Annotated in this window: 27 protein-coding genes; 7 read left to right on the forward strand and 20 right to left on the reverse strand. The window is 45.3% G+C overall.

The annotated features are described in order from the left end of the window. The first annotated feature begins 25 nt into the window (after positions 1-25). The 3 genes from EXG77_RS15880 to EXG77_RS15890 all read left to right on the forward strand — a co-directional run bounded on the left by EXG77_RS15880 (position 26) and on the right by EXG77_RS15890 (position 2,562). The gene (locus tag EXG77_RS15880) at positions 26-871 is read left to right on the forward strand and encodes a ComEC/Rec2 family competence protein (protein WP_035399417.1); all 846 of its coding nucleotides are present in this window, start codon (positions 26-28) and stop codon (positions 869-871) included. Then, positions 868-1,092 (forward strand): DUF3006 domain-containing protein, encoded by a 225-nt coding sequence (locus tag EXG77_RS15885; RefSeq protein ID WP_035399419.1) that lies wholly within the window; start codon positions 868-870, stop codon positions 1,090-1,092. The genes EXG77_RS15880 and EXG77_RS15885 overlap by 4 nt, the downstream gene beginning before the upstream one ends. A 255-nt stretch (positions 1,093-1,347) precedes the next feature. Further along, positions 1,348-2,562 (forward strand): hypothetical protein, encoded by a 1,215-nt coding sequence (locus EXG77_RS15890; RefSeq protein ID WP_035399421.1) that lies wholly within the window; start codon positions 1,348-1,350, stop codon positions 2,560-2,562. Positions 2,563-2,853: 291 nt separating this feature from the next. Here the strand turns inward: EXG77_RS15890 and EXG77_RS15895 are convergent, their stop codons facing one another. From EXG77_RS15895 to EXG77_RS15915, 5 genes are read right to left on the reverse strand one after another with little or no spacing between them, the layout of a single operon-like run. Next, positions 2,854-4,317: an ArdC-like ssDNA-binding domain-containing protein gene (locus EXG77_RS15895; RefSeq protein ID WP_052017234.1), complete on the reverse strand. Its 1,464-nt coding sequence runs from the start codon at positions 4,315-4,317 to the stop codon at positions 2,854-2,856. Between the two features lie 5 nt (positions 4,318-4,322). Next, the gene (locus EXG77_RS15900) at positions 4,323-4,601 is read right to left on the reverse strand and encodes a hypothetical protein (RefSeq protein ID WP_035399423.1); all 279 of its coding nucleotides are present in this window, start codon (positions 4,599-4,601) and stop codon (positions 4,323-4,325) included. Continuing rightward, positions 4,598-5,053, reverse strand: coding sequence for a hypothetical protein (locus EXG77_RS15905; protein ID WP_035399425.1), 456 nt, complete (start codon positions 5,051-5,053; stop codon positions 4,598-4,600). The genes EXG77_RS15900 and EXG77_RS15905 overlap by 4 nt, the downstream gene beginning before the upstream one ends. 11 nt (positions 5,054-5,064) lie before the next feature. After that, positions 5,065-6,225, reverse strand: coding sequence for a MobP2 family relaxase (gene mobP2 / locus EXG77_RS15910; RefSeq protein WP_035399428.1), 1,161 nt, complete (start codon positions 6,223-6,225; stop codon positions 5,065-5,067). Beyond that, a complete protein-coding gene (locus tag EXG77_RS15915) occupies positions 6,218-6,469 on the reverse strand; it encodes a hypothetical protein (protein WP_035399430.1) in 252 nt (83 codons plus the stop codon). Before EXG77_RS15915 ends, mobP2 begins: the two co-directional genes overlap by 8 nt. A gap of 137 nt (positions 6,470-6,606) precedes the next feature. On the opposite strand from EXG77_RS15915, the gene EXG77_RS16370 reads away from it, so the two are divergent. Beyond that, positions 6,607-6,753, forward strand: coding sequence for a hypothetical protein (locus EXG77_RS16370; RefSeq protein WP_158581865.1), 147 nt, complete (start codon positions 6,607-6,609; stop codon positions 6,751-6,753). A 221-nt stretch (positions 6,754-6,974) separates the two neighbouring features. On the opposite strand, the gene EXG77_RS15920 is transcribed toward EXG77_RS16370, so the two are convergent. The 15 genes from EXG77_RS15920 to EXG77_RS15990 all read right to left on the reverse strand — a co-directional run bounded on the left by EXG77_RS15920 (position 6,975) and on the right by EXG77_RS15990 (position 21,074). Then, positions 6,975-7,814, reverse strand: coding sequence for a hypothetical protein (locus EXG77_RS15920; protein ID WP_035399432.1), 840 nt, complete (start codon positions 7,812-7,814; stop codon positions 6,975-6,977). Beyond that, positions 7,815-8,390: a hypothetical protein gene (locus EXG77_RS15925; protein WP_035399434.1), complete on the reverse strand. Its 576-nt coding sequence runs from the start codon at positions 8,388-8,390 to the stop codon at positions 7,815-7,817. A gap of 80 nt (positions 8,391-8,470) precedes the next feature. Further along, complete coding sequence (locus EXG77_RS15930; protein WP_035399464.1) at positions 8,471-9,508, reverse strand: serine hydrolase domain-containing protein; 1,038 nt, start codon at positions 9,506-9,508, stop codon at positions 8,471-8,473. A gap of 70 nt (positions 9,509-9,578) precedes the next feature. Then, positions 9,579-10,694 (reverse strand): lysozyme family protein, encoded by a 1,116-nt coding sequence (locus EXG77_RS15935; RefSeq protein ID WP_052017236.1) that lies wholly within the window; start codon positions 10,692-10,694, stop codon positions 9,579-9,581. Beyond that, positions 10,694-12,637 carry a VirB4 family type IV secretion system protein gene (locus tag EXG77_RS15940; protein WP_035399436.1) on the reverse strand — a complete coding sequence of 648 codons (1,944 nt, stop codon included), beginning with the start codon at positions 12,635-12,637 and terminating at the stop codon, positions 10,694-10,696. Before EXG77_RS15940 ends, EXG77_RS15935 begins: the two co-directional genes overlap by 1 nt. A gap of 7 nt (positions 12,638-12,644) precedes the next feature. Further along, positions 12,645-13,280, reverse strand: coding sequence for a hypothetical protein (locus EXG77_RS15945; RefSeq protein ID WP_052017237.1), 636 nt, complete (start codon positions 13,278-13,280; stop codon positions 12,645-12,647). A gap of 4 nt (positions 13,281-13,284) precedes the next feature. Further along, a complete protein-coding gene (locus EXG77_RS15950) occupies positions 13,285-13,596 on the reverse strand; it encodes a DUF5592 family protein (protein ID WP_035399438.1) in 312 nt (103 codons plus the stop codon). 4 nt (positions 13,597-13,600) lie between these two features. Next, entirely contained in the window at positions 13,601-15,505 is a 1,905-nt protein-coding gene (locus EXG77_RS15955) for a pLS20_p028 family conjugation system transmembrane protein (protein WP_052017238.1), read from the reverse strand. A 26-nt stretch (positions 15,506-15,531) separates the two neighbouring features. Then, entirely contained in the window at positions 15,532-15,948 is a 417-nt protein-coding gene (locus EXG77_RS15960) for a hypothetical protein (RefSeq protein ID WP_035399440.1), read from the reverse strand. Between the two features lie 19 nt (positions 15,949-15,967). Beyond that, positions 15,968-16,219 (reverse strand): hypothetical protein, encoded by a 252-nt coding sequence (locus tag EXG77_RS15965; RefSeq protein ID WP_035399442.1) that lies wholly within the window; start codon positions 16,217-16,219, stop codon positions 15,968-15,970. Between the two features lie 12 nt (positions 16,220-16,231). Beyond that, entirely contained in the window at positions 16,232-18,499 is a 2,268-nt protein-coding gene (locus tag EXG77_RS15970) for a VirD4-like conjugal transfer protein, CD1115 family (RefSeq protein WP_203229922.1), read from the reverse strand. Positions 18,500-18,623: 124 nt separating this feature from the next. Beyond that, positions 18,624-19,715 carry a hypothetical protein gene (locus tag EXG77_RS15975; RefSeq protein WP_035399444.1) on the reverse strand — a complete coding sequence of 364 codons (1,092 nt, stop codon included), beginning with the start codon at positions 19,713-19,715 and terminating at the stop codon, positions 18,624-18,626. A 92-nt stretch (positions 19,716-19,807) separates the two neighbouring features. Then, positions 19,808-20,032, reverse strand: a complete 225-nt coding sequence (locus tag EXG77_RS15980; protein WP_052017240.1) for a hypothetical protein — start codon at positions 20,030-20,032, stop codon at positions 19,808-19,810. 14 nt (positions 20,033-20,046) lie between these two features. Further along, complete coding sequence (locus EXG77_RS15985; RefSeq protein WP_035399449.1) at positions 20,047-20,235, reverse strand: hypothetical protein; 189 nt, start codon at positions 20,233-20,235, stop codon at positions 20,047-20,049. A 350-nt stretch (positions 20,236-20,585) separates the two neighbouring features. Next, on the reverse strand, positions 20,586-21,074 hold the full coding sequence (locus EXG77_RS15990; protein ID WP_052017241.1) for a helix-turn-helix transcriptional regulator: 489 nt from the start codon (positions 21,072-21,074) through the stop codon (positions 20,586-20,588). A gap of 287 nt (positions 21,075-21,361) precedes the next feature. Here EXG77_RS15990 and EXG77_RS15995 point away from each other — a divergent pair, with 287 nt between their 5' ends. The 3 genes from EXG77_RS15995 to EXG77_RS16005 all read left to right on the forward strand — a co-directional run bounded on the left by EXG77_RS15995 (position 21,362) and on the right by EXG77_RS16005 (position 23,111). Continuing rightward, entirely contained in the window at positions 21,362-21,748 is a 387-nt protein-coding gene (locus EXG77_RS15995) for a hypothetical protein (RefSeq protein ID WP_035399451.1), read from the forward strand. 133 nt (positions 21,749-21,881) lie between these two features. Beyond that, a complete protein-coding gene (locus EXG77_RS16000) occupies positions 21,882-22,736 on the forward strand; it encodes a ParA family protein (RefSeq protein ID WP_052017242.1) in 855 nt (284 codons plus the stop codon). Positions 22,737-22,739: 3 nt separating this feature from the next. Continuing rightward, positions 22,740-23,111, forward strand: coding sequence for a DUF5388 domain-containing protein (locus tag EXG77_RS16005; RefSeq protein ID WP_035399453.1), 372 nt, complete (start codon positions 22,740-22,742; stop codon positions 23,109-23,111). Positions 23,112-23,326 lie beyond the last annotated feature (215 nt).

Below are 23,326 nucleotides of genomic sequence, written 5' to 3' on the forward strand. Positions count from 1 at the left end.
CAAATCAGGAATGGAGCGATGAAAGATGAAACGAAAATGGATGGGTGCCAGCTTAGCGCTCGCAAGTGTTGGGTTACTCATTGGACCACAACAAGGTGCAGAGGCAGCGACACCAAAAATCAAGGTTCACTATATCGATGTTGGTCAGGGCGATGCGATCTACATCAAGATGCCGAGTGGTGAGGACATCGTCATCGATGGCGGCAACAAGGGGAAGGGCGATGAACTCGTTGCCTATCTGAAGAAGCAGAAGGTCGGTGACATCGAAATGTTGATCTCGACGCATCCGGATGCCGATCATATCGGGGGGCTTGATGAAGTCCTCGACTCATTTAAGGTCAAGAGCGTCTATGCACCGAAGGTCAAGCACACGACGCAAGCCTACAAGGATTTCTTGTTGGCGGTTAAGCGCGAGAAGCTGACGATCAAGACGGCAAAGGCTGGCGTCTCGCTTCCGGTCAAAGGAGTGAAGGCGCAGTTCGTCGGACCGGTCAAAGACTATGCGAAGAGTGATCTGAACAACTGGAGCGCGGTCTTACACGTCGCCTACAAGAAGAACACGTTTCTGTTCACGGGAGACGCGGAATTGAAGTCGGAGCAAGACATGATCGCGAAGAAGAAGGCGCTGCGTGCGGACGTCCTCAAGGTCGGGCATCATGGGGCGAAGACCTCAACAAGCGCGACGTTCCTCAAGTACGTTAAACCGAAGTACGCCGTCATCAGTGTCGGGAAGAATGCTTATGGACATCCGACGAAGGAAGTCGTGACGAACTTGAAGCGTGCGAAGGCGACGATGCTACGGACGGATAAGAGTGGCACAATCGTCTTCGAAGGGAATGGATCGTCCTACACGATCAAGAAGTCGAAATGACGAAACGTAAAGGAATCATCGACCGGATTGAGGGGAAGTGGGTCGTCGTCGAGTTCGACGATGGGATGCGCGACATCTTGATTTCCCGTTTCCCGATGACAGTGTTGTCCGGCGATGTCATCTGGATGGATGAGTATGGTCATATCGAGAAGGATGATCAAGAACGGCAGCGACTGTCAGACGAAATCGATGAATTGATGAAAGAACTATGGGAAGATTAAAAATGAGTTGAATCTTCTAAAAGGTGATTAAAAGTAGTTTTGATTCGTTAAAATTATAATGCGTAAATTTTAAAAAGTTAAATAAAAAATGAAAAGTAAATACTCTTCATCAAAGCTAATAATACTATAAATTCTTTTAAAGGGTATAAAGAAAATAGACCATAATAATGTATTTATGAAGTAAAAAAAAAGTCAAAATAAATTGTTTCTTTTTATATCGTTATAATTAAAGTTAAGTTTAGAAAGGAATTAAAAATGAAGAGTAATGAATTGTCATATGGTAGAGGGAGTAAAATTTTAATCAACAAACTTATTAAATGCACTGCTATTATGATATGGATTTATGTAATTATTAAATTATTTTTTTTTGATATAGATGTATATATTATAAAAAAATTCGCTCCTGAAAAAATAAATTATATTAATTACAAATTCTTATTTATAATTTCACTTGTTGCATTATTGTTTATATTCAAAAAAAATAAAGCGTTTATAATTTTGTTATACATTGCTTTTTTTCCTTTAATTCTTGTTACTTGGGAAATTCCATATTTTATTTTCAAACAGAAGAGTTGGGTTTTAGCAATAGCTTGTATTAACTCGTTCATTACAATAATAATTTCATTAAAACAATTAATAGTAATGTTATCAGTGTATTTAATTTCAGTATTTATTGTCATAAATACAAATAACAAATATGCAATTCTTGTTGTATTAATTACTTTATGTTGTTTCTTTTTATATGCTATTTCTAAAAGAATTATTATGATATTTAAAAGTTCAAAAATAAATGATTTTTATAGAAATATTATTTTACAGCCTTTTACCGATAATTTACGCAAGCAAATTGCATTAGATCATACAATTAAAAATATACCGTTTGAAAATTTAGATGAAAATCAAAAATCTAAATGGGTTGAAAAACTGCAAACAACTGTCCTATATAATCGACTATACATTTTTATGAGCAAAAAATTAAAGAATTATCAAGAAAGTAAATTAAGTTATGCTTACTATGCCTTTTCAATCATATCATTAATTTTTTTAGTGATTGTTACTTTTTCGATTATAAATTTAGGGGTTTATAAAATAGACAAAAACGCGTTTAAATTAACTGGATCATCGTCTTTTTTCACTTTTTTTTATTATAGTTTCAACAATATCGTTATAAATGGAATAGACGAAATAAAACCTCAAAACATGATATCTAAAACTTTATATATGTTTGAAGTATCTATTGCAATGGTTATTAGTATGATTTTTGTGACATTAATGTTTTCAGCAAAAAACGAAAAAAATAATCAAGAATTAGATAGAATTATTACTAAATTTGAAGACAGAGGCAACGAATTAGAGTTAATGATAAAAGAAGATTATGATTTAAATACTATCGATGAAGCATTAGAAAAATTAGAAACTTTAAAATCAGTAATAATTGGTTTTATTTATAGAATTACTGATAGATTTTAAATTCAAAAGTTAAATAAATTATTACAATTATGCATAGCCAATAAATCCTCATTTCAATCTTGAAATGAGGATTTATTGGCTATGCAGATAATTAGATTAGCACTACTGGATGCTATAGTTATTTAAGATTTGAAAAGATATAATGATTTATTTTTATAGAAAGTTTAAACTTAAATGCTATTATAGGTAGATTTTAATCCTTAATTTATTTTGAGTAACTAAGTGATGTGACATAATATTAAATTTGTTAATTATAGTATTTTTTTTGGTTTTGAAAAAATGTTAAAAAAATTAGCGACTTCGGAAATCTTGTTCCGGTACATTGAAGTGACGCGTCACGATTTGTCGGACCTTTTCTAAGTCGCGATCTTCCGTCGAAATCATCTCATCGTACCATGCCTTTTCGAGTACTTGTTCGGTCTCCTTACTGACGACTTCTGTGTTCAGGATGTGATGGTATGGTCCCATCACATCGTCGAGGATGCGGAAGTGTTGGCTGATTGGTTCTTCGCCCGGGATGACGAGCGTATAGGCAACGGTCTCGTGTTCGTCGAAGTCACGGTCGTTGGCTTTCGCGAACGGTTCAAAGAAGTCTGCTGCTCCATGGACCAGCATCATTGGTTCGTTGAACGATGACAGGTCTTGTTGCGTATCTTGCTTAGCGATGCTCGTCAGGTAAGCACCGACGTCCTCCGGTGAATGTTGCATGATTCGTTCTAACCGTTCAGCTAATGGTAATCCGTGTTCTGTGATTTGTGCAGTCTGTTCGATGTGCTCAATCATCTTAAGGGGTGATGCTTCGCGTTCCAAGATTTGCTCCTGCTCGAGTGAAGCATGAATCTCACGGATGAAGTGACCGGATGTCTGATGGACTTCGTGCAACAGATCTTCCTTGTTCCGCAAGTCTCTTCCTTTTGTCCAGTTAGCGAGATAGGATAATGAAAAATCATCCGTCGGAAAACCAAAGTGCGCCGCGACCGTGTAGGCGACCATCTCCGCTTGGAATTCCTTCTCATGTGGATTCAACTCAATTCTGCGCTCTTCATTACGTTCCACATTATGCAGATTGGCATGCGCAAGTTCGTGAATCAAAACGGTCACGTTCTCAATATCCGAATTTCGCGGATTCAAGGCGATCGCGTTCAGTTCTGGATAGAAGCATCCTTTCGCCGTACCAAGCTCGCTTAACGGCTGATCGAGTATTTTTACGTCTTGTGTCTCAGCAATTCCGTTCAACGCGCGGTGAAACGTTTCCGCCTCACGAATCGAACCATTTCGATGATAGAAAGCGAATAACTCAGAGACTTCGAGTCCCTTTTCCCGAGCATCAGTCTGTGTGTACTCGAAGACGTGACCGATCTTATAATACATCGCTTTCCTTGTCGGAAGAGCCCCTTCCTTGGCGCGTTTTTGCTCCGTCTTCGTGGCGTCTTTCCACGCCACCCACTCCGTCTCTCGTTTGATGAACGTAACGGGGGAGGGAACGAAGATTTTAATGCCTTTTTCTCCTTTTTGGACTTGGACACCTTGCTTCTCCCAGTAGGCATAGGAACCGACGGCACGGGCACCTTGGAACTGCTCTTCGATCAACAGCATGTTCCGTGTCGAATAGCGATGGAACCGGCTCATGAAGTCGAGGTGTTCCTTGATGCTCTCCTGACTGACGAAGTGGGAGGCGAGCTGCGTCTCCATTTTATCGGTCAACGCTTGGACTTCCTTCTGGTAATCCTCACGTGTTTTCTTCTTGTATGCCATACCACTCACGCTCCTTCCGACGAAACGGATGAATCAGTAGCACCTTCAAAATCGTTCAACTCTTCTAATACCATCGGGTCGGTAGCCAGTCGATTGAGTAATAACTGACGGCGATCACGTGATACCGGGAGTAATACCAAGGGTTCTTCCTGCAAGAGTTGAAGGAACGCTCGTTCATCCTGAGAAACCGGAATATCATAATGTGCTTGATGAATCATGACGGTGACGTGGGTCGGATGCAATTCGATAAATGTCGCGAGTGTGAAGGCTTCGAGTCGTCTCATTTGTGAGTCATCCTTTCTTTATCCGAATGCTTATGTTGCTTTCGCTGGTCGATTCGCTGTTTAACAGCCGTCTCTGCCGTCTCGAGGAAGGAGGGACGGTATTCGGTCGTCGGGATGATGTCCTCGATGCTCTCCGTCTGCATCAAGGCTTGTACGAGCTCGATCAATACCTGTGTTTGAAGGTCTGTTTGTTGTATGCTCTTTTGTAACGGAGAAAGACTTTTCGTGATCTGTTCTTCCCAGAACGACGTTAACTCTTGCTCGATCTGTTTCGAGACGGAACGACTGACATAGTTCAAGTCCCATTGCTTTTTGATCATCTCCTGATAGTCGCGGATGATGTGATCGATTGTCGGACCAATCCCGGACAACCGTTCTCTCTCCCGGTATTCTTCTAAAAATTCAGCGGTCACGGCACTCATCTTGATCCGGACTTGTTTCGTTTCTTCCACTGCCCGTCACCTTACCTTTCGTGTTGGACTTCCTGTTCAAGTTGTTCAAACGCACGCTGATTCTTGATGTGGTCCCATTCATCATTCATGTGTCGTCCGATTCGATAGAGTGTCTCTTGCATGATCCGTTTACGTCGAAACGCTGATCGGATTTTTTGTTTGGGTGAGGATGTATCCCCCTTCGTAAGCTTCGGGGATGACTTATCTGATTCACGCATCTCGGACAGGATGGCGTTTCCTATCCGCGTGTAGAGATCCTGTTCTTTCGTCTTCCGATAAGCCGATGCTTGAGATGCCGATCCGTAACTCTGTTCGTAGAATGCGACCTCCGTATCGAGTTGTTGCTTGAACGCGGCGTGTTCTTTCTCGAAGTAGGTCGCTAGATACGCGTCAGTCAATTGATTGAGTGAAGGACGCAGATTTTGCATGCCGTTCATTTTGTAATACCACTGCCGTTTATCGTCCGGTAGTTGTTTCTGAATCGCTTTGTACTGACGTACGAGTTCCGGATGTAGCACGCGATTCGAAGCGGATAGTGTTGCGTGATTTCGTTTGTGAGCCAGAACTTCATCACGGATGAAGGCATTCAGTTTTTCTTGTTCACGTGTTCGGTCGGTAAGCGTATGGACGACTTGCGCCTTCATCTTCTCGATTGTTTTCGGTTTGCGTTTGCCCCGTTCACGGGGATGAACTGTCTCAACTGTCGCGACATGGACGTGGATGTTATCCGTGTTGTAGTGGATGGCGGCGGTCCATGTTGCGTGCAACATCTGTTCTCTTTCGATCATCAGCGCGGTCGCGTTCCGTGTCGCCTGCATCAACCGCTGTTCATCGATGTAACGATTTTCTTTGACACCGACTTCCTGTAACCACGCTCCATCGAACGAGATGACGTCTTGCCAAAGGATGCTGCCGTTCTCTTGTGCCCGTCGGAAGATATCGCGTAGCTGCTCTCGTTCAGTCGCATTTAATCGGTCTTGCGTCGCCGTGAAGAGACCGCTTGATTTCAGTTCATCTTCCATATAATCGTGATAGTTTTCGAATTGATGCGACCGTGCTTTCGTCTCCGGACGATCGATGTAGCTGAGGTAGGTCGTATAACGACGTGCCCGTCGGGTTGCTTGCGGCAATTTGAACTTCGACTTGATGATGACGCCGGGAACGTTACTCATCCTGCATCACCTCACGGAAAAGATTAGTCAATACTTCGAGTTCTGTTGCGCTCCGCTTCAGGTGTAACGTGTTCGCTTCGAGCTGTCGTTCGAGGCGTGCGACCTGTGTCGACTGGACACTGTCCACGCACCAGGTCGTCAGCAAACCTTTCAATAATTCTTGTCGGGAACACATCTGTTTCTCTGCCTGTTCGTCGAGTTGTTTGACGAATCGGGGGTCGATGTCACGAATCAAGAGGTCCATCCATCTTCATCCTTTCTTAAGAGAAATACATCTCCGCGATCTAAAAAATAAAAAGATTTTCGAACAAGTCCTTCGTTCCTCCTGTCATTAGAAGTGAGAGAGATGATCCTACTTAGACGAAGAACGGAGGAAACAACATGCAATCGATCATCGAACAGAGTTACACCCTTGGAGAAGCCGTGAGCGTCTCCTTGATCGTCGAACTTTTGAAAAGTATCTGGTCGAAGATACAACATCATGAGATGAAAAGAGTCGAAAAAAGTGACGTAACAGAATCAATCTAAGCGTTGATAAAGATCAATAGAATTGCGAAAAGTATGCTAGATTTTTAAAAGGTTAAAACACAAGAACAGTTCAAAATCGTGAAAAAGAGCATAAGGGGAAACTGCTATCACTCAGCGTGCTAGCCTAGGCGGAGCCTAGTGTTTCCCTGATATCATCAAAATCGCCAAAAGGTCACACCGCGTGCCACTAAAAACCGCATTTTGGCACGGTGTTTGCCACCTTACCATTTCAGTTCACGTGCTTTAATGCGCAGCTGATTTTGTCTTTTTTCTTCTTGCGTGAGTTGTTTTTTCAATTCCGTTTGTCGTAACAGTGCGTCTTCTTTGTCCTGCTTCAGATTGAAGATTTCATCCTCACGTTCGACTTGTTCATCGAGTGTCAGGTCGGGTAAGGTGGCTTGTTTTGCCTTGATGTCTTGTTCAATCTGTTGGATGAGAGAAGCTTGTTCCGTTAGTTCACGTTTCATGTTCTTGATCCGTTTTTGACTTTGCAGGTGCTCGTCATCGAGAAAAAGTTGCGTGTAGTCATCCGCTTGTTGCTTAGAAAGTGACGTCTTTAAGACACGCCGTTGATCCATATAGAGTGATTCGACGAGCGCATCTTCTCGCTTTGAAGTCGTCAATTTTTCGAGTGACCGTTCAGGCTTAATGACATACAAGCGTAGTGCTAGTTGGTCAAAGTCGCGCGGTACATCTTCGATTTCGAAGACGTAGTGCTCGTCCTGCTGATAGACGACACGGACGCGCTGCTCATCTGTTGGTCGTTCCTTATATGCGATTCGTGCCACAAGCTTTGACGCGTAGTCTTGAGGTTGCTCGAACTGAAGACGGACGCGCATTTGTTTCCGCTGCACATCATGGGACCAATCGAGAAGCGTGACGGTCTGTCCATTCGTCAACCGTTGTTCTTCGCCGATGGGTGTCGCATTGATCGGTTGTTCCTCAGCAAAGAAGAGGGAGGAGAAACCGAAAAACAGAAAACCAATCAAGAAGAACAGACCTGTTCCGAGGTACAGTCGCGACCAGTCATGGGTCAGCGTCTTTCGTTTTCCTTTCTGCATTTAGACACCTCCTGACGTTTGAAGGCTTTTCATCTGATCGACGACGTAACGTTTATTTTGATGCGTAAAGGTCAGTTCAACTAATTCTTCAGACGTCTCTTCATAACCATTGGCATTGATCGTCAACGTCCGTTGGAAGCGGACGATACAATGTTCTGGATCGTCGTGACGCGGAAAGACTTCGATCCCAGAGACGGTAGCGGAAAACTTGTCATCGCTTCCGCTACTTGCGAACAACATCCGTTTGAGTGACTCTGACATATACTGATTGGCTTGTCGTTTGCGCGTCGGATAGGTTCCGTCCTCCCATGTAAAGGCGAACGTGATGAATTGATTCGCTGCAAATTCTAGTTGTGATTCAGAGGTATCTTTAACATCTGAACGCTGTTCATCTTCTGAGTGTCTATCGTCTTTTGTTCTAAGGTGAACCGCTTGTTTTTCACTTGATTCTGAAGAAATTTCAATTTCTTTCTTCAGCTTTTCTAGTTGAGTAGTATAAAAATATATATTTGCCATAAGAGAAATCGAGAGTAATACACCGAATAGATAGGCTAGATGATGGTGTTTCCAGCGCATTCATATCGCTCCTTTTTGAATCAGAAACAAAAAAGCACGTGACGAAAAACGTCATGTGCTAGAAGTAGATTGATTGATAATTAAAGAACACGAGAAGGTGTAGGCATCACCTTCCTCGTTGCAATCGTCTGGTATGCTAGGTCGCTAAACTCTCGAATGTAATGAAGATAGTTGTCTCCCCCGTAGTTGTATCGTTTATTGGACATCCTGACCACTACAAGATTGTTTTCGGGAACTACGAGTAATAATGGTCCTGTATTTCCAAGTATTTGATAGGCGCCTTTAGGGACATGTTCTCCGATTTCAGAAAATGCTCGTGGTTTATTCTGTACGTACCAGAACAATCCATTATCGGGTAATCGATTATCATCGTACTCTGAATTTTGAATTGTAGTGGAGGTTTGGATTACTGCTTCTGGTACGACTTGAATCCCTTCATGACACCCCATCTGTAAATGAAGGTCTCCCCACATGGCGAGTTCTCTAGCAGTCGTGTGGAGGTTAGAGCCCATTCCATCATCACTTGAATCCAATTTAAAATCTCCGTGAAGTTCTGGACTGTCGATGACTTTGACGAGCGATGGAGACGGGCTGGTTGCCCAAATCGTATGTTCCATCCCTAAAGGTATAAAAACACGCTCCTTCAGAAAACGTGTGAAGTCTAGACCGTAGAGATGCCGAAAAAGTTCGGTCAGTATCCGGACGTTGATACCACGATATGCCCAGTTTTCGCCAGCATTAAATTCACGAATAATCATTCCATCTGCTTGCTCATCCAGACCATGTGAGTGAGTCGCGAGGTGTCGAATCGTCGTGCCTCGAAACGGTTTTTTGTCATAGTCGATCAAGTATTTCTCGATTGGATCATCAAGACTGTGAATTTTTTTCTCGTATAATGCGAAACTGATTGCCAGTGCAAGATAACTCTTTCGTGCCGAAGCGACATTGAACATCGAGTTCATATCAATCTTTTTTGAAGGCTCGTTAGAGTGAGTACCTTCATAATGTTCAAGAACAATCTTACTATTTTGCATGATGACTAGCGCTGAGGCACTAGCATGATTGCGACGCCTGATATCGCTGACGTAATCAATCAATTTCTGATGACGAGATGACAAATGTTTAACCTCCTTAAAAGCTACCATACTAGTTTGTTCTTCGTTTCTTTCGAACCTCCTGTACGAATACTTACTTTACTCTTGAGCGAAACAGAGGTGCCGGGTCGATGTGTCCGGACCAATCACTCGTCTTGAATTCGATGTGCAGATGATTCCCGGTCGAGCGTCCAGTCGACCCGCACATTCCGATCGCTTGTCCAGCTTCAATCTTTTGCCCCGCCTTAACCTGGCGTGCAGAAAGGTGGGCGTAAGCGGTAATCCAGTCGCCTTGTTTGATATGAATCAGCTGCCCATATGGTCCGCGTAAGCCACTATAGGTGACGGTACCGGAACGGACAGCGTGGACGGTATCGGTATCGTGACAGCTGAAATCGATGCCCGTATGGACGTCCGTCTTTCCGAAAACGATCCGTGATCCAAATCCCGACGTCATCTGCAGTGGGATGTCGAGCGGAGTATGGAGGTTGCCTTTAATCGGTCCCGTCTTGCCTTCTGTCAGTACCGTCGGCGTCAGATAACGGAGGACGGCATCGACATATTCGATGTCACCGTAGCAGGCTTGATGCTCAATCGCGCTTGGGCGATGGCACTGATAAATACCACTCTTCTTGACGCGTTGGTACATCATCTGTGAAAAAGAAATCGCGAGTTGTTTCGTATAGCGTCCGCCATTTTCTTGAACGTAATTAATGAAGCCACCTCCGAAGTTGTAACTTTGGAGCGTCAGCTTAACATCCTCGTTCGCTTCCCGGAAGACCGACGCGAAGTGTTTCACGCCGTAACGAATGCTCTCATCAGGTGAGGTGATGCAACCAATCCGTCCGCACTTCGATTCACTCGCTTGCATCGGATCGTTCCCGCGTCCACCACTTTCCTGCATCATCAACGCAAGGACGACGTTCGTCTGTCCCTCGAGCTGTTCTTTCTTTAATTCACGTGCGATCGCTTCGCGGTATTGTAGGACATCATCACTGACTTGCAGGCTCGCGTCCGAATAAGCGATCGGTGTCTCCGTCGCCTGTTCATTCTCGATCCCGGTCAATGTATCGAGAATCTCTGCGACGAGGATGATCAGTAGGAGAAGCAGAAGCGCGATTCCGAGAGCAATCAAACGGTACTTTAAGGTCAGGAGTCGCCATTTCATCCGGACGGCGACGCGTGCCGACTGCCGGACCGTACTCCACATCAGGCACCACCTCCGAACAAGGTCAGCTCCTCAGGTGAGACATCGACATCAAAGATCAGCGTCTTCACACCGGAGATACTGAGGACGATCCGTCCTGTCTCGAGTGACGGAATCAACCGCGTCTCACTCTCCGTCAACTGCCCGTCGAAGACGGTCTGGATCGTCGGAATACTCTCGGCGTCTTGTTCGCCGATGAACTTATACTGCGTCAGCTGGAACAACGTCTTGACGTTTTCCGCGTTCTCCGACTTCGAACCGATCGGAACAAAGTCCGTGATCAAATGGGAAGCGAAGAAGATACCACCGAAGTATTTCCGTGCTTCCCGCATGAACTGCTGCAGGTACAGGATGGCGGGTTGTGCGATATCGCGTGTGTTGATCAGGTGATGCGCCTCATCAATGACAATCAGATATTTGAAGGCATCCTCAATCAACAGCTCACCTTGATTGTAGCTACGGAGTTGTCCGGCACCGTTGAGGATCATTCCGTCCCAAAGCATGTTCATCAGGTTGAAGACCTGTGCTTGAAAGATTTCATCTTTCAGATTGGTCAGGTTGCGTAGCGGGAACGAGACGATCGCTTCCTCGTCAAATCGCTCGATCGAGGAATGTCCGTCGAAGATGTTGCCGTAGTTGTGGACGAGGTTCGTAATCGCGAGCTCGATGTTCTCAAGACGGCGGATACGGTTCGTACTGATCGTCTCGCGAATCGTCGTCCGCGAATCGTCCGCATATAATTCGGAGCGGACGAGCGCCAAGAAGTCAGAGAAGATTGGATAAGTGTTCGCTGGATGCGTCGTGATAGGCGCGTCGCCGTCCTCGTTCCAGAGTCCCTTCTCAAGGTAGAGTTGCCGTAAGAGAATCTCGAACTCGTTTGCTTCTTCCTGCGTAGCTGCGGGATTGATGTAGTGATAGAAGACGGCAATCTTCGACAGGTGTTGCATGAACGAGAGCGCCTCATCTGCCGAGCCGTCGACGTGCGTCACTGTCTTATAGACATGGAGCGGATTGATCCGTCCGGCGGAACCGTCGAGCGCAATCTCCTTTCCACCGAGCTGTCGGACAAGATCGGAGAACTCACCCGTCACGTCCAAGATGCGGACGTGATTCCCTTTAATCGCTTGATCGAGAACCGTCTTCTTGAGTAAGGTCGATTTCCCGGAGCCCATCTTGCCGATCATCAATGCGTTGTAGAACTTCCGCTGCTTGTCCTTGTGGAATAAATCGAAGATGACGCTCCCGTTCGTATCGGTCGTCCCGTAGTAAGTCCCCGTCGGGTCCTGTAGCGACGTGAAATGGAACGGATAACCCCCTGCAATTGAGAGCGACGGAATCTCTTTCCCGCGACGTCGGTTCGGTAGTTTTTGCTGTTGCTCGTAGCTGAGGAACAGGCTCTCCCATTCCCATTCCTGTTCGTTCAGGTAGACGGTTGCGCGGAAATTCCGTGCTTCGAGTTCTTCCATTACGTCCTGAACTTGGTGTTCGAGTACGTCTAGTGTCTTCGCTTTAACGTAGAGACGGAGATGCAGATACTTCATCGTCTCGCCCTGCGTGATCTGTTCATAGAGTTCATTCAGTTCCTTGTAGGTCTCGCGTGCATCAATCCGGTCGACGTTATCCTTCGCATTCTCGAAGCGCGTATTCTGCTCGGCCATCGACTTGTTAATCGTTCGGATCATTTCCCGTTTGTCCGCCGTCCCGATGTCGAGCGTCGTCAGGACGCCGGGGAGATTGAGAATCGGTTCGAGCCAGAAGTCGTAGACGGTCGATTGATATTTGTAGACATGGAGGCAGGCAAGATAACCGTCACCGGTCCGGACATAGTTCGGTTCGAAGCGGAGTCCGCCTTGCGGTTGGATGGTTTGGACGAATGTCGGATTGTAGCCATTCTGTCGTTTGATTGTTTCGGGGTCCTGCTTCCGTAGAAAACGCGTACGCCACATGACGTCATCACTCCTTTCCGTCCTGAGTCGGTTTCGTATTCGGGTTGTGTAGTTGAAACAATACATGGATTTTCTGCTCGAGCGTCAGTTCGACCATCGGGTTGCTGCGTCGAAGCAGTTTCATCAATTGGTGTTTCCGTTCCCGCAACATCGCCTCGTCCGGCGCATAAAAAAAGAGGAGATAATCGCGATTGGTGCGATGCTCCTCAAGGTAGATCAGTTCTTGTTTCTTCTTTTGCAGGAACGGACGATAGGCGGCATTTTGATTTTGCCGAATCTGTCGTTCGATGCGCTGTTTCTGTTTCTCTAAATTAAGCGGTGTATTGAGCGGAATCACCTTCAACGGATGAGTGTACGCCTGAAACAGATAGGCGAGGGAGAAGATGTCATGGTCCTTCTCCGTCTCGGACAACCCGTAGATATCCTTTGAAGTCAGCTGAATGATGTCGCAGAACGTCCCGTCCTGCATCTCGAATATGTCGAATGCTGTCGAATCGACAATCGGTAATAGCGAGGCGACGGATGGTGGAATCCGGATGCGTTTTTCCTTCCGTGCTGGTGGTTTCGTCAGTTGCATCTCATCGAGCCAAGTAATGTCTGTCGTCGGAATTGTTTTAGATTGTTTCTCTTCCGATAAACTCATGCCATCACGCTCCTTTCGATCCATCTTTACCGTCTGTCAATGCGATATAGGTGTCTTTCTTCTTCATCAGCGCGTAATAGAGAACGTGAACCATCCGTTTCTCTGGATTCGTCGTCGGGCGGATGACGAGGAAAAGTCCGAACGCGACCAGGAAGAATGTGAACGGAAGATGCAAGACGTCCGGGATGAACGGAAGGGCAATCAACCGGACGATGATCAAAGCGACGAGAAAGAGTAAATCATAGAGATAGAGCATCTTATTGATCTTCAGCTCGGTCGTGACTTCGTTCGGAATCCGGTACTGGCGCTGTTGCATGGTCTCACTCCTTTTTCGGATCTAGCCGCGGGGCATCGGTCGAGTACATCCGGGACGACTCTGACGTCACACGTGTCTGCGTTCGTTCGATGTGCTTGAGTTCTTTTTGTGTCGTTGTCTCCAGTGTTTGATAGATCGACTTTCGTTGTCGATGTGTTCCGGATGATGTCTCTTGCGACTCATTGATAGAAGATGAAGAATTGCTCGCACCTGAAGAGGGTAGAGTATGTGCTGTCTCTTTAAGTGTCGTGTCAGGTGTTGATCCTGAGTGAATAGAAGATGGATTAGGTGCATGTGTTCCAATGGGTTGTTCCGATGGTGAAGTAGGTTGCGACGCGACAGTTGTTTCAGAGGTATTGAATGCATCAGGTGAAGTAGTTGGTTGTTCCTTTATCGATCCATCGGGCATCTTCGATTGTGAAACAGGTGTTAGCGATGATGACGGAGTAGTAGCAGGTGATTGTGGTGAGACGGAGTCCGAACGGCGTGGCATGGACTCTTTTGATGTTGTTGCAGTCGGACTCTCCGAATTCGTGTCGTGCGTCGATAAATCAGTGGATTCAATGCGCTGGTTCTCTTGTCCGGTTGATCGTGAAGTGCGCTCTTGTGCTCGCGAACGAACTGGCACACTATCGGACGAACGATCAGGACGACCCGTCGGTGTACCACCACCAGATGGTGGATTCGGTGGTAACTTCGTACTGGCAGCTTCTGAGACAGATGGAGTAGTTGGTTGTGATGTTCTCTTCATCGTCTGCCCAGCGATACGAGCTCCGACTTTCGCAGTACTTTTCCCGACAGCATACGCACCAAGTGCGACCCCCCATCCACGCTTCAGACCCGCATCAATCCCGAAGAGACGTTCCACCATGTTCGGTCCATCAATCAAAGCAGCGGAGAAAGCAATCAACGCGATCAAATAGGCGAGACCGTCGAGTGTATCAGCAAGATAAGCTGTCCCAATTGTGTAGAGCTTGATTGAAATAAAAATCAAGATGATGACGAGGAACGTGTTCAGTATGCTTTGAATGACATTCTTCGTCTTTTGTCCGCTGTGCAAGTCAGCGGGGGCGACTAAAATCGCTAAAACATAATTAAAAGCTAACTCGAACGAAAGTCGAGCTAGCTTGTAGGCAATCGAGAAAAGAGTGAAGCCCATCACACCAAGCGTGACAAGAATCGTCAACCAGTTCGGGTGATAGCGATAGTAGTACTGGTTGTTCCATTCAACACCGCTCTGGTCTAACTCGGTTTCGGTCATTTCTTTCCCATTCCAAGCAAGTTTGTTCTGAGAAATATCTTCACCTTCTTTACTCAATCGATACTCATCGCTATCAAATACATCATTAATGTCTATATTCTTGATTTGGCTTGCTGGAATAGAGTTTGGAATTTTAATTTTTGTATCTTTGAAAGCAGTTTTATCGTATTCGACTAAATCATTTACATTTTTTTGGAGCACTGATTGTGATAGAGTATGATCCCGATTTTCATATACTCCATCTTGATTGATGCTTGTAATGGCTTTGTCTGTGAACTCACTTGTCTTTATCATTGTCGGAGATAACAACCCTAAAACTAACAAAGTGATAAACAGATTGATGAGAAACCCTTCTCGATCAAATTTTTTCTGAAAAATCATCAAGTAACCGGTGAATAAAAAGCTCCCGGCTAAAATGACATATAAAAAAGGTTGAATCGTCTGAACGAATTCAACCACTTGAGGATTATTAAAGAATGATTTTATGAGGAGGATGTCGTTTGTAATCTGTTCAAGACCATCGATGATGAAGGAGAGACCTCTAACGAGAAGCCAACCAATAGAACGAAGCGCATCTCTCACTAAATCACTGATGCTCAATAAGTCTTGAAATTCCTCCAGTTTGGATGCTAGATCTCCATTAGCCATGATGGTCCTCCCTTCTCTGTCTGCTTTTAATTAATAAAAGAGGTGACTTCATCTTCGATTGCCTTGTCATCTAACGTAGTAAGGTCGAGAGAACGAACTAATTTACCATTATCTAGTTTGTACAGACGACCACCCTTTAATTCTCCATGTTCATCTGTAGCACGATTTTCTAAATCTTTTCCGTTAGGTTGAAAAGGATTAAACAAGTTTACTTGTACGTCTTCTTTCTTAGCGATGTCCTTCACTTTATCTACATAAGGCTCAAATTCTGCTTTACTGTCGCTATCAACAAGTAAGAAATTGCTTTGATCACTATCTTTTAGTTGATCAATTTCTTTTACAGAAACTTGTTTAAGAGACTTTGCTTCACTATTTTCACTACAACCAACTAAAAGTAACGCAGAGGAAATCAATAGTCCGGAGAGTACTCGTTTCGCTTGCATGCCTCCACCCCTTTTCCGTTTATGACACTTGTTCCGGATCCGTTAGATCACCATTACTGACGTGGACCCGAAAATCGAATGTGTCTATAAGCGTAACAGTTTTTCGGTCGCCTGAGTCTGGGTCTTCTTCCTCAAATATAACGAGGAATCCGTCCTGGGTCTGGATGTTTAAGACTTCTCCGCGACGGAGGCGTTTCTTGTTCTCTTTGATAATGGTCGCAATGACGCGGAGTTCGCGCTGGACGCGTTCGGTGCGTGTCAGTTCTGTCATTTGATGCCCTCCTTAGACGCCATGACGAAGTTTCTCGAGTCGTTTACTGATGATCGTCTTCAAAAAGTGACGCTGGTTGTCGGTTACAGGGATTGTCCTATCCTCAATGCCTTGCTCGAACAGATCAATCGGTAACGTATCGTATTCTGTCGTCTCGAAGATCGAGCGTAAGATTTTCGGCTGCAGGACATCGCAGACGCGCCATTCTGTTGCGTCAATTGTCTCCTCCTCCGTCTCAACCGTTTTCGATGCAACTGAGGCGCCGAGATGGAACGGGACACGAAGCGTATTCAGGTCGAGATGGGCATGCGCGCAGGGAATGACGAGATCGTTGATGGAACGGTCCGTATTAAAGTCATCCGCCAAGTATTCATAGCGGTATTTCATCGCCGTCCGTCCGGTCAAAAAGAGAGGATAGGATTGGATTCGTTTCTGTTGTTTGTCTTGCCGCTTGATGACACGGATAATCAACATCTCGCCTTCCTTCAGTCCCATCACTTCCGTTGCCGTTAACAAGCGGCGACCATCGACACTTTCCGTCTTCGACTTTGAGAGCGAGAATGTTTGTCCGGAACGTGATTTCGTAACGATTGTTTGCTCTCCGAGTTTCTTCGAGATCAATTCTGCCGTCGACTCATCTGCTGTCAGTAGGTAGTGCGTGTTTCCGCAGTTCCCGTCGATCGTCTTCCAATCTTCTCCGTAAAGGTTCTCGAGCTGTGCGTAGGACTGGATAACGAGGTTGAAGCGGATGTTCCGACCGAGACAGACGGTGATGATGTTCGCCATCCCTTCAATCGCTGGCATGTTCCCAAATTCGTCGAGAAGGAAGATGACCTGACGTTCACAACGTCCGCTCGTTGCTTGTGAGGCGACACGTGCGAGCGAGGTATAGACTTGTTTGACGTACAGCGAGGCGATGACGTTAAGCGTCGGATCATAATCCGGAACAATCAGGAACACGGCGACGGGGCGCGGATGCTGACGAATCTCCCGGATGTCGATTGGTGCATCCGTTGTCCAGTTGAAGATTCCGTCTGCCTCGTCTGTCCACCCCGTGAGTGTCACGGTGTACTGCTGTCCGTCACTTTCTACGGTGATATCGGTATCCACTTTGAGGGTTTCTTCGTGATGGAGTACAAAACTCCCGTCGTCGTCTGTCGTCAAGGCGAGTTGTTTCCCACTCGGGAAGTGGAACGTCAACCGTGACAAGGGAAGGGTACGCCCACGAATCCAACGATTGAAACCGATCAGTTTCATATCGAGGGAGTTCTGTGCCGTCAAACGTGCCGTCGCATCAAGCGTAAAGATCCCGAGCTTGGCGTTGGTGTTGGCGAGGATGCTCGCGCGCGTCTGCCCACCGGAGAAATGAAGCGTCGCGTACTGCATACGTGCCGGATGATTCTCCGGAAACGATGCGAAGAAGGCGTCAAGTGCCGATTGTTCCTGTCCCATTTCATCGATGATCGTCCGTGAGCCGAGATCGGATAACATCAAAGCGACATTATACATCGTGATCTTCTCCGGTTCATGTTTTGCTTGTTCGCATAATCCTAGAATCAGAGCGGTGCAAAGGTCCGTCGAAGAGTTGCTCCAGAACGGATCCTTTGCCTTCGGGTCATGATAGAGCATATAAGCAACCGAACGGGCATACTGTTGGGCGAGGGAGTAGTTTTCGTCTAAATACGCGTCAATCGTCAGCTGTAACAGATTGTAGGACATTGATTGCGACGGGTTCATCAGATTCAGGACCTCGACCTGATAGCCGCGTGCTTCGAGTGTTTCTTTGGAGGCGGCGAACAATTCACCCTTCGGATCATTGATGACCAGGCTTGCTTGGCGTTCGGCACGACTATAGAGATCGATCGTCGAGAAAACGAACGTCTCGCCTTTCCCGGAACGAGTCGTCCCGATGACAAGATTGTTGACAGCACTGTCATCGATGTAGAGGCGATCACGATAGCGCCCGACCGGAACACCTCCGGATCCGCTGTAGGTCTCCTTACGATCCGGTACATCCCGATACTGCTGTTTCAGCTCTTGAAACGTCGTGAAGCGGGCACTTCCTTTCTGTGCAGCCTTGAGATCACGGAAGTTGAGCCAATACTTTAATAAGAGAAATCCTCCTAAGAGGAAGCAGACACCGAACAAAGCGAGAGCGATGGAGGTCGACCAAGCGAGTGTCGTCCACCAACTCGATTCGTACTGAAGCGGAGAGCCGGTCGTCAACTTCCCGTCCTGGAAGAGATTTTGGATTGTCTGCTGCAGGAACTGAAACGCCACATTGAGTACTAAGAACAATACAATGGGTAAAGCGATCAAAAAGGTGAGACATCGCCACAGCCAAGCGGAGGTAACGAGAGAACGAAGTGAGAAGTTCATCATTATTTCAGTCACCACACTTTCATTAAAGAAGTGAAGAAGCTTGTCGTTGCTTCGCTTCGAGCGACGCATTCAGCTTTTCGAGTTCTTTCTTATCTTTTTTCTCTGATAACTGGCGCTTTTGATCCTCGAGTGCTTGAATCTCTTCGTCCAGTTGGACGAGTGTTGCTACTTGCTTCTTTAATTGCTCGTCGTTGATCGTCTTGACGCTTTCTTGAGCCTTCGTCACATCTTTCAATGCGATGTAGGCACGTGTTTTGGCTTCCTTACGGGCTGTCGTCATCTCTACGCCCGTAAGCGAGACGGCACGTCTATAGTCTTTCTGTAGGATGGCGAGGTCGAACGTTCCTTCATCAGTCGGATAAACCGCTTGGAAGACTTGTAGCGTATCCTGACGATTGGTCGCGAATCGTTTCGACTGCATGATAATCGTCTCGACATCGATTGGATCCTTCGTCACGGAGACCGCTTGGTCGTAGTCCTGTTCTTCGACATACTGTGTAATCAGGAATTGCTGTTGTTCATCGTTCAACGACTTTCGTTTTTCAAGTCGTTCGACGAGTGGACCCGTCTCTCCCGTCAACGCTGCTTCATACAACGGTTGCCAATCTGAAGTTTCCGCTTGGACACCGCTCGGTGGATCCGGCTGCACGAGTTGGACAACGGACAACGCACCGAGGAGCAACAGACTCACACCACTGACACCGTAGACGAGACGACGTTGTCCGCGATGTAAGCGAGAGACGTATGTCGCATGCGGCTGTTGCTGAATCGCTGACGTCGTCATCGTCTTGTAGGGTATCGGTGTTAAACGTTCCAAGTTCTCGAGCAACAGGATCTTTTTCGTCGCATCCTCCTTTCGGATTCGGATGCGTGGGATCCGGTCTTTCAGCTGCAAATAAAGATTTGAATAGGTCGGGTCACCGAACTGGAACAATCCTTTATAGACGAGTTGATCGGTATCATCGAAGATCCGGAACTCACTCGCGAAGCGTTCTTTAGATTGCTGGGCTTCCTGATGAACTTGTGTCGATAATAAAAGCGCCTCCTCATACGGGAGACGCTCATAGTTCGGAAAGGCTTCTTTCGGTATATCCGTGAAACGGACGAAGAGCATACATTCTCCTCCTTTGAAGCAAGACATCGTAACGAATGTAATAAAAAAAGCCATCCAATTTGGAATGACAGTCTGTGCAATCACTTGTTCAATTAGAATTTGATGTTGTCGTTGACCATCTCCGCCAGCGTGAAAGCACCCATGACGATGATCAGACCGACGGCACCACCGATGAGCCAACCGACCGCCTTTGAGCGTCCACGATCTCCCCCAAAGATGAAGTAGAAGCCACCAACTGCGAAGGCGATGGCTGCCGCGATGACAGCGAGCCCTTGAAAGAACTGGAGTAAGCTGAGTCCTGTCTCATTCAATCCCATCTGTTTTCCTCCTCTCAATCCCGTGACGCGGATGCAGGTGATGTGAAGTTCAGTTTTGAATCGAGTGCCTCTAAAATCAGTTCCTGGTTCTCCTGGATGACGAGTTGATGCTGGGTATCGAGCCACTCCTCATAATCTTTTCCTTGGATCCGGAGTAACTTCTCGGCAAAGTTCTTGTTCTGCTTCTGTTCACGTGTCGGCATGATATACACTCCTTCCTTGAGGTCGATGCGCAGCAGCACATCCTTAAGGACAGTCGGAGTCGAGCAAGGCGGTGGGTTTAGAGCGCGTTCCCCCACAAACTCCGACATCCGGTATCGGACATCTGTCTAGGGTTTTTCGCTGACCCTCAACGGATACGTGACCTGTGGGCGAGTTTTAGGTGACTCTCGCCTAACCTTTTCTGCGTATATCCCGCTCACTCGGTCACACGTGAGGGACACGCCAATATATGTTTGGAAGGACTGTCCTTAGCGATATGCTGCTACGACCATCAATTCCTATTTTTTAATCGTCTGTAGATTTCATAAGTAGATAGTTGCATATGGATGTCTCAGTGATGGACCAGTCTGCGACGTGTGACATGAATCAATTCGTCATTTGGGTGCTTTCGCTTTGCGATCACTTGATTCTCTCCGACGACAGTACGGATCCGGTAATAGAGCTGCGAAATTTCTCGCTTCTCCCTACTCTCTTGTTCGATGGCAATACGACCATGTAGCAGGTATGTCTTACCGTCGAACGTGCGCACAGAATCCGCAAGCGGAAGTTCTGCCAAATCAAAGCGTTCTTGCTTCAGGTTTGACCAATTCCGTTTTTTCTCCATCCTTAAGTCAAATTCATCCCAGGGGATGGATCCTAGCGTTTGATTACAGGCTGTCGCAAGGATTTGGACATCAAGGATAGAAGGAAGCGAACGATTCCGCTCATAAGCGCTGATAGCTGCTTGTGAAACTTCCCCGTATGTTTTTTCAGCCAACTCCACCTGACTCCAACCATGTTCTAAACGTTCACGTCGTAACCACTCTCCGAATCGGTACATAGTATATGCTCCTTTCCTTCGAGAACCGCTGTGTGACAATGTCTTCCTGTTGATAGTTAAAATATAGCAGAATATTCAGTTAGTTCAATCTAAATTTTAATATTTCAAAAATATTACTTTTAAAATTACTCAATAATCCTTGTCAAACAAAAATAATTCTAGTTTATCAAATAAGTACAGTAATGAAATTGTAATTTTTTGTTTAATAAAAGGGTAATAATAAAAAAAATGGATATATTTATTATTGAAGATTGATTTATAAATAATTAAAGGAGAAGTGATAGAAGATGGCATACTATTTAGTTCGAGAAAATGAAAGATCAACATTTTTTGAAGAGTCATATGCAACTCGGGAAGATGCTTTTAGAGCTGGTTGCAGTAAATTCAAGCCAGGTTGGTTTAGTGATCCTACTTTTGAAATTACTGAAGTAATCGATATACCTACAATCCCTGATCTAGATGTGGTTGTTGTCGAAGCGTACGTTAAACGTATGAAAATGGATGGATTTCCATCTGAAGTTGTTGAACAATGGAGAAATAATATAAGTACAGATGATCTTGATAATTTATATGTATCTTTAAAAAAAGAATTTGAGAACTGGCTTTCATACACCGACAATCTTGTAGAATATGAAATGAGAAGAACAGAAGTAGTAAAATCAGCGTTGTTATAAAGAAATAAGAGTAGCGAATTGGTATTCGCTACTCTTATTTCTTTATCCTTACTTTCTTGTCTGTATCTACATGTAGACTTGGGCAAAAAAGACTGATATTCTTATTGTACTAACTGACAAAGGGGCAAGATTAATGGTTAAAAAACTAGATTTGTCTCAACGCAAAGCAATCACTATCACGTTCGGAAACTTTAAAGGCGGCACTGGTAAAACGACCAATAGTACGATGCTGGCTTACGCACTTGCCAAAAAAGGTTACAGCGTCCTACTGTGCGATCAGGATCCACAAGCAAATGCCACAGCACTATTTTTAAAGACCAAATCAATGCTTGAAGATGAAGTCTTTACGTTTGAACAGACGTTAATGGCTGCAATGCAAGAAGGCGACTTAAGCAAGATCGTTACTGAGATTAAGAGTAATCTTTATCTACTCCCTTCTTTCAGCGATTTCGCTCAATATCCTAAATTTCTTGAGAAAAAATTCGAGAATGAAGTCGATCGTATTACATATCTCTCGACATTGCTTGAGCCATTAAAAGATGACTTTGACTTCATCTTTATCGATGTGCCGCCAACGATCTCTATTTATACTGACGCCGCTCTCTACGCATCGAACTTTGTTGTCGTTGTACTGCAAACACAAGAACGTAGTCTACAGGGGGCTGAAGTCTTTACACAATACCTTCAGGACCTATTAAATGACTATGACACGGACTTTGATGTTCTAGGCATCTTACCGGTCCTTCTAAAAAACGGAGCAGCAGTTGATCTTGCAACTCTCGAGAGTGCTAAAGAGATCTTCGGAGAGAACAACTTGTTCGAAGGGGTCATTAAAAACATGGAACGCTTAAAGCGTTATGATGTCGAAGGAATTAAAGAAGATGATATGCACGATCGTCGTGTCATGAGCACATATGATTCAGTGGCTGATGAATTTTTATCACGACTTGAGTATGAATTAGCTTATGCAGAACAAGAGGTGGAATAAAGAATGGCGAATAATCAAAATCAACCTCAAAGAAAGCGTCTACTTGAGCGTAAATCAGTGGCTACACCACAGAAGACTTATTCTCCGGAAGACGCAGTAGTTGAGAGTAATCCAATTGAATCAAAAGAAGAGGCAACTCAATCCAAGCGTAAAAAGACAACACAACGAGCAGTGACAAATGGAAGTACAACCGTTCGTGTGTCCACAAACACTAAAAATCAATTGGCTGCGCTGGTTACGATGGGAATGGGAGAGTCAGTTGACGCAGTCATTTCGACGTTCATTGACGACTACGTCGAAGGTATGGCGAGTGATCAGAAAAAAGAATACCAAATTCTGAAAGACATCATGATGATGAAAACGCGCAAATCATAAAAGAGACTCTGGTGAGAGTCTCTTTTTTTAGGACAAAATAACACTAAAAACTGATCAGTCCAAACACGTCTACATGTAGACGCATCTACAAATCTACAAATCTACATGTAGACGCATCTACAAATCTACAAATCTACATGTAGACGCATCTACAAATCTACAAATCTACAAATCTACATGTAGACGCGACATTTTTTAGACCCATTGGTACGTAA

The sequence above is a fragment of the Exiguobacterium sp. OS-77 genome (assembly GCF_000414195.2).
Classification (GTDB): Bacteria; Bacillota; Bacilli; order Exiguobacteriales; family Exiguobacteriaceae; genus Exiguobacterium_A; species Exiguobacterium_A indicum.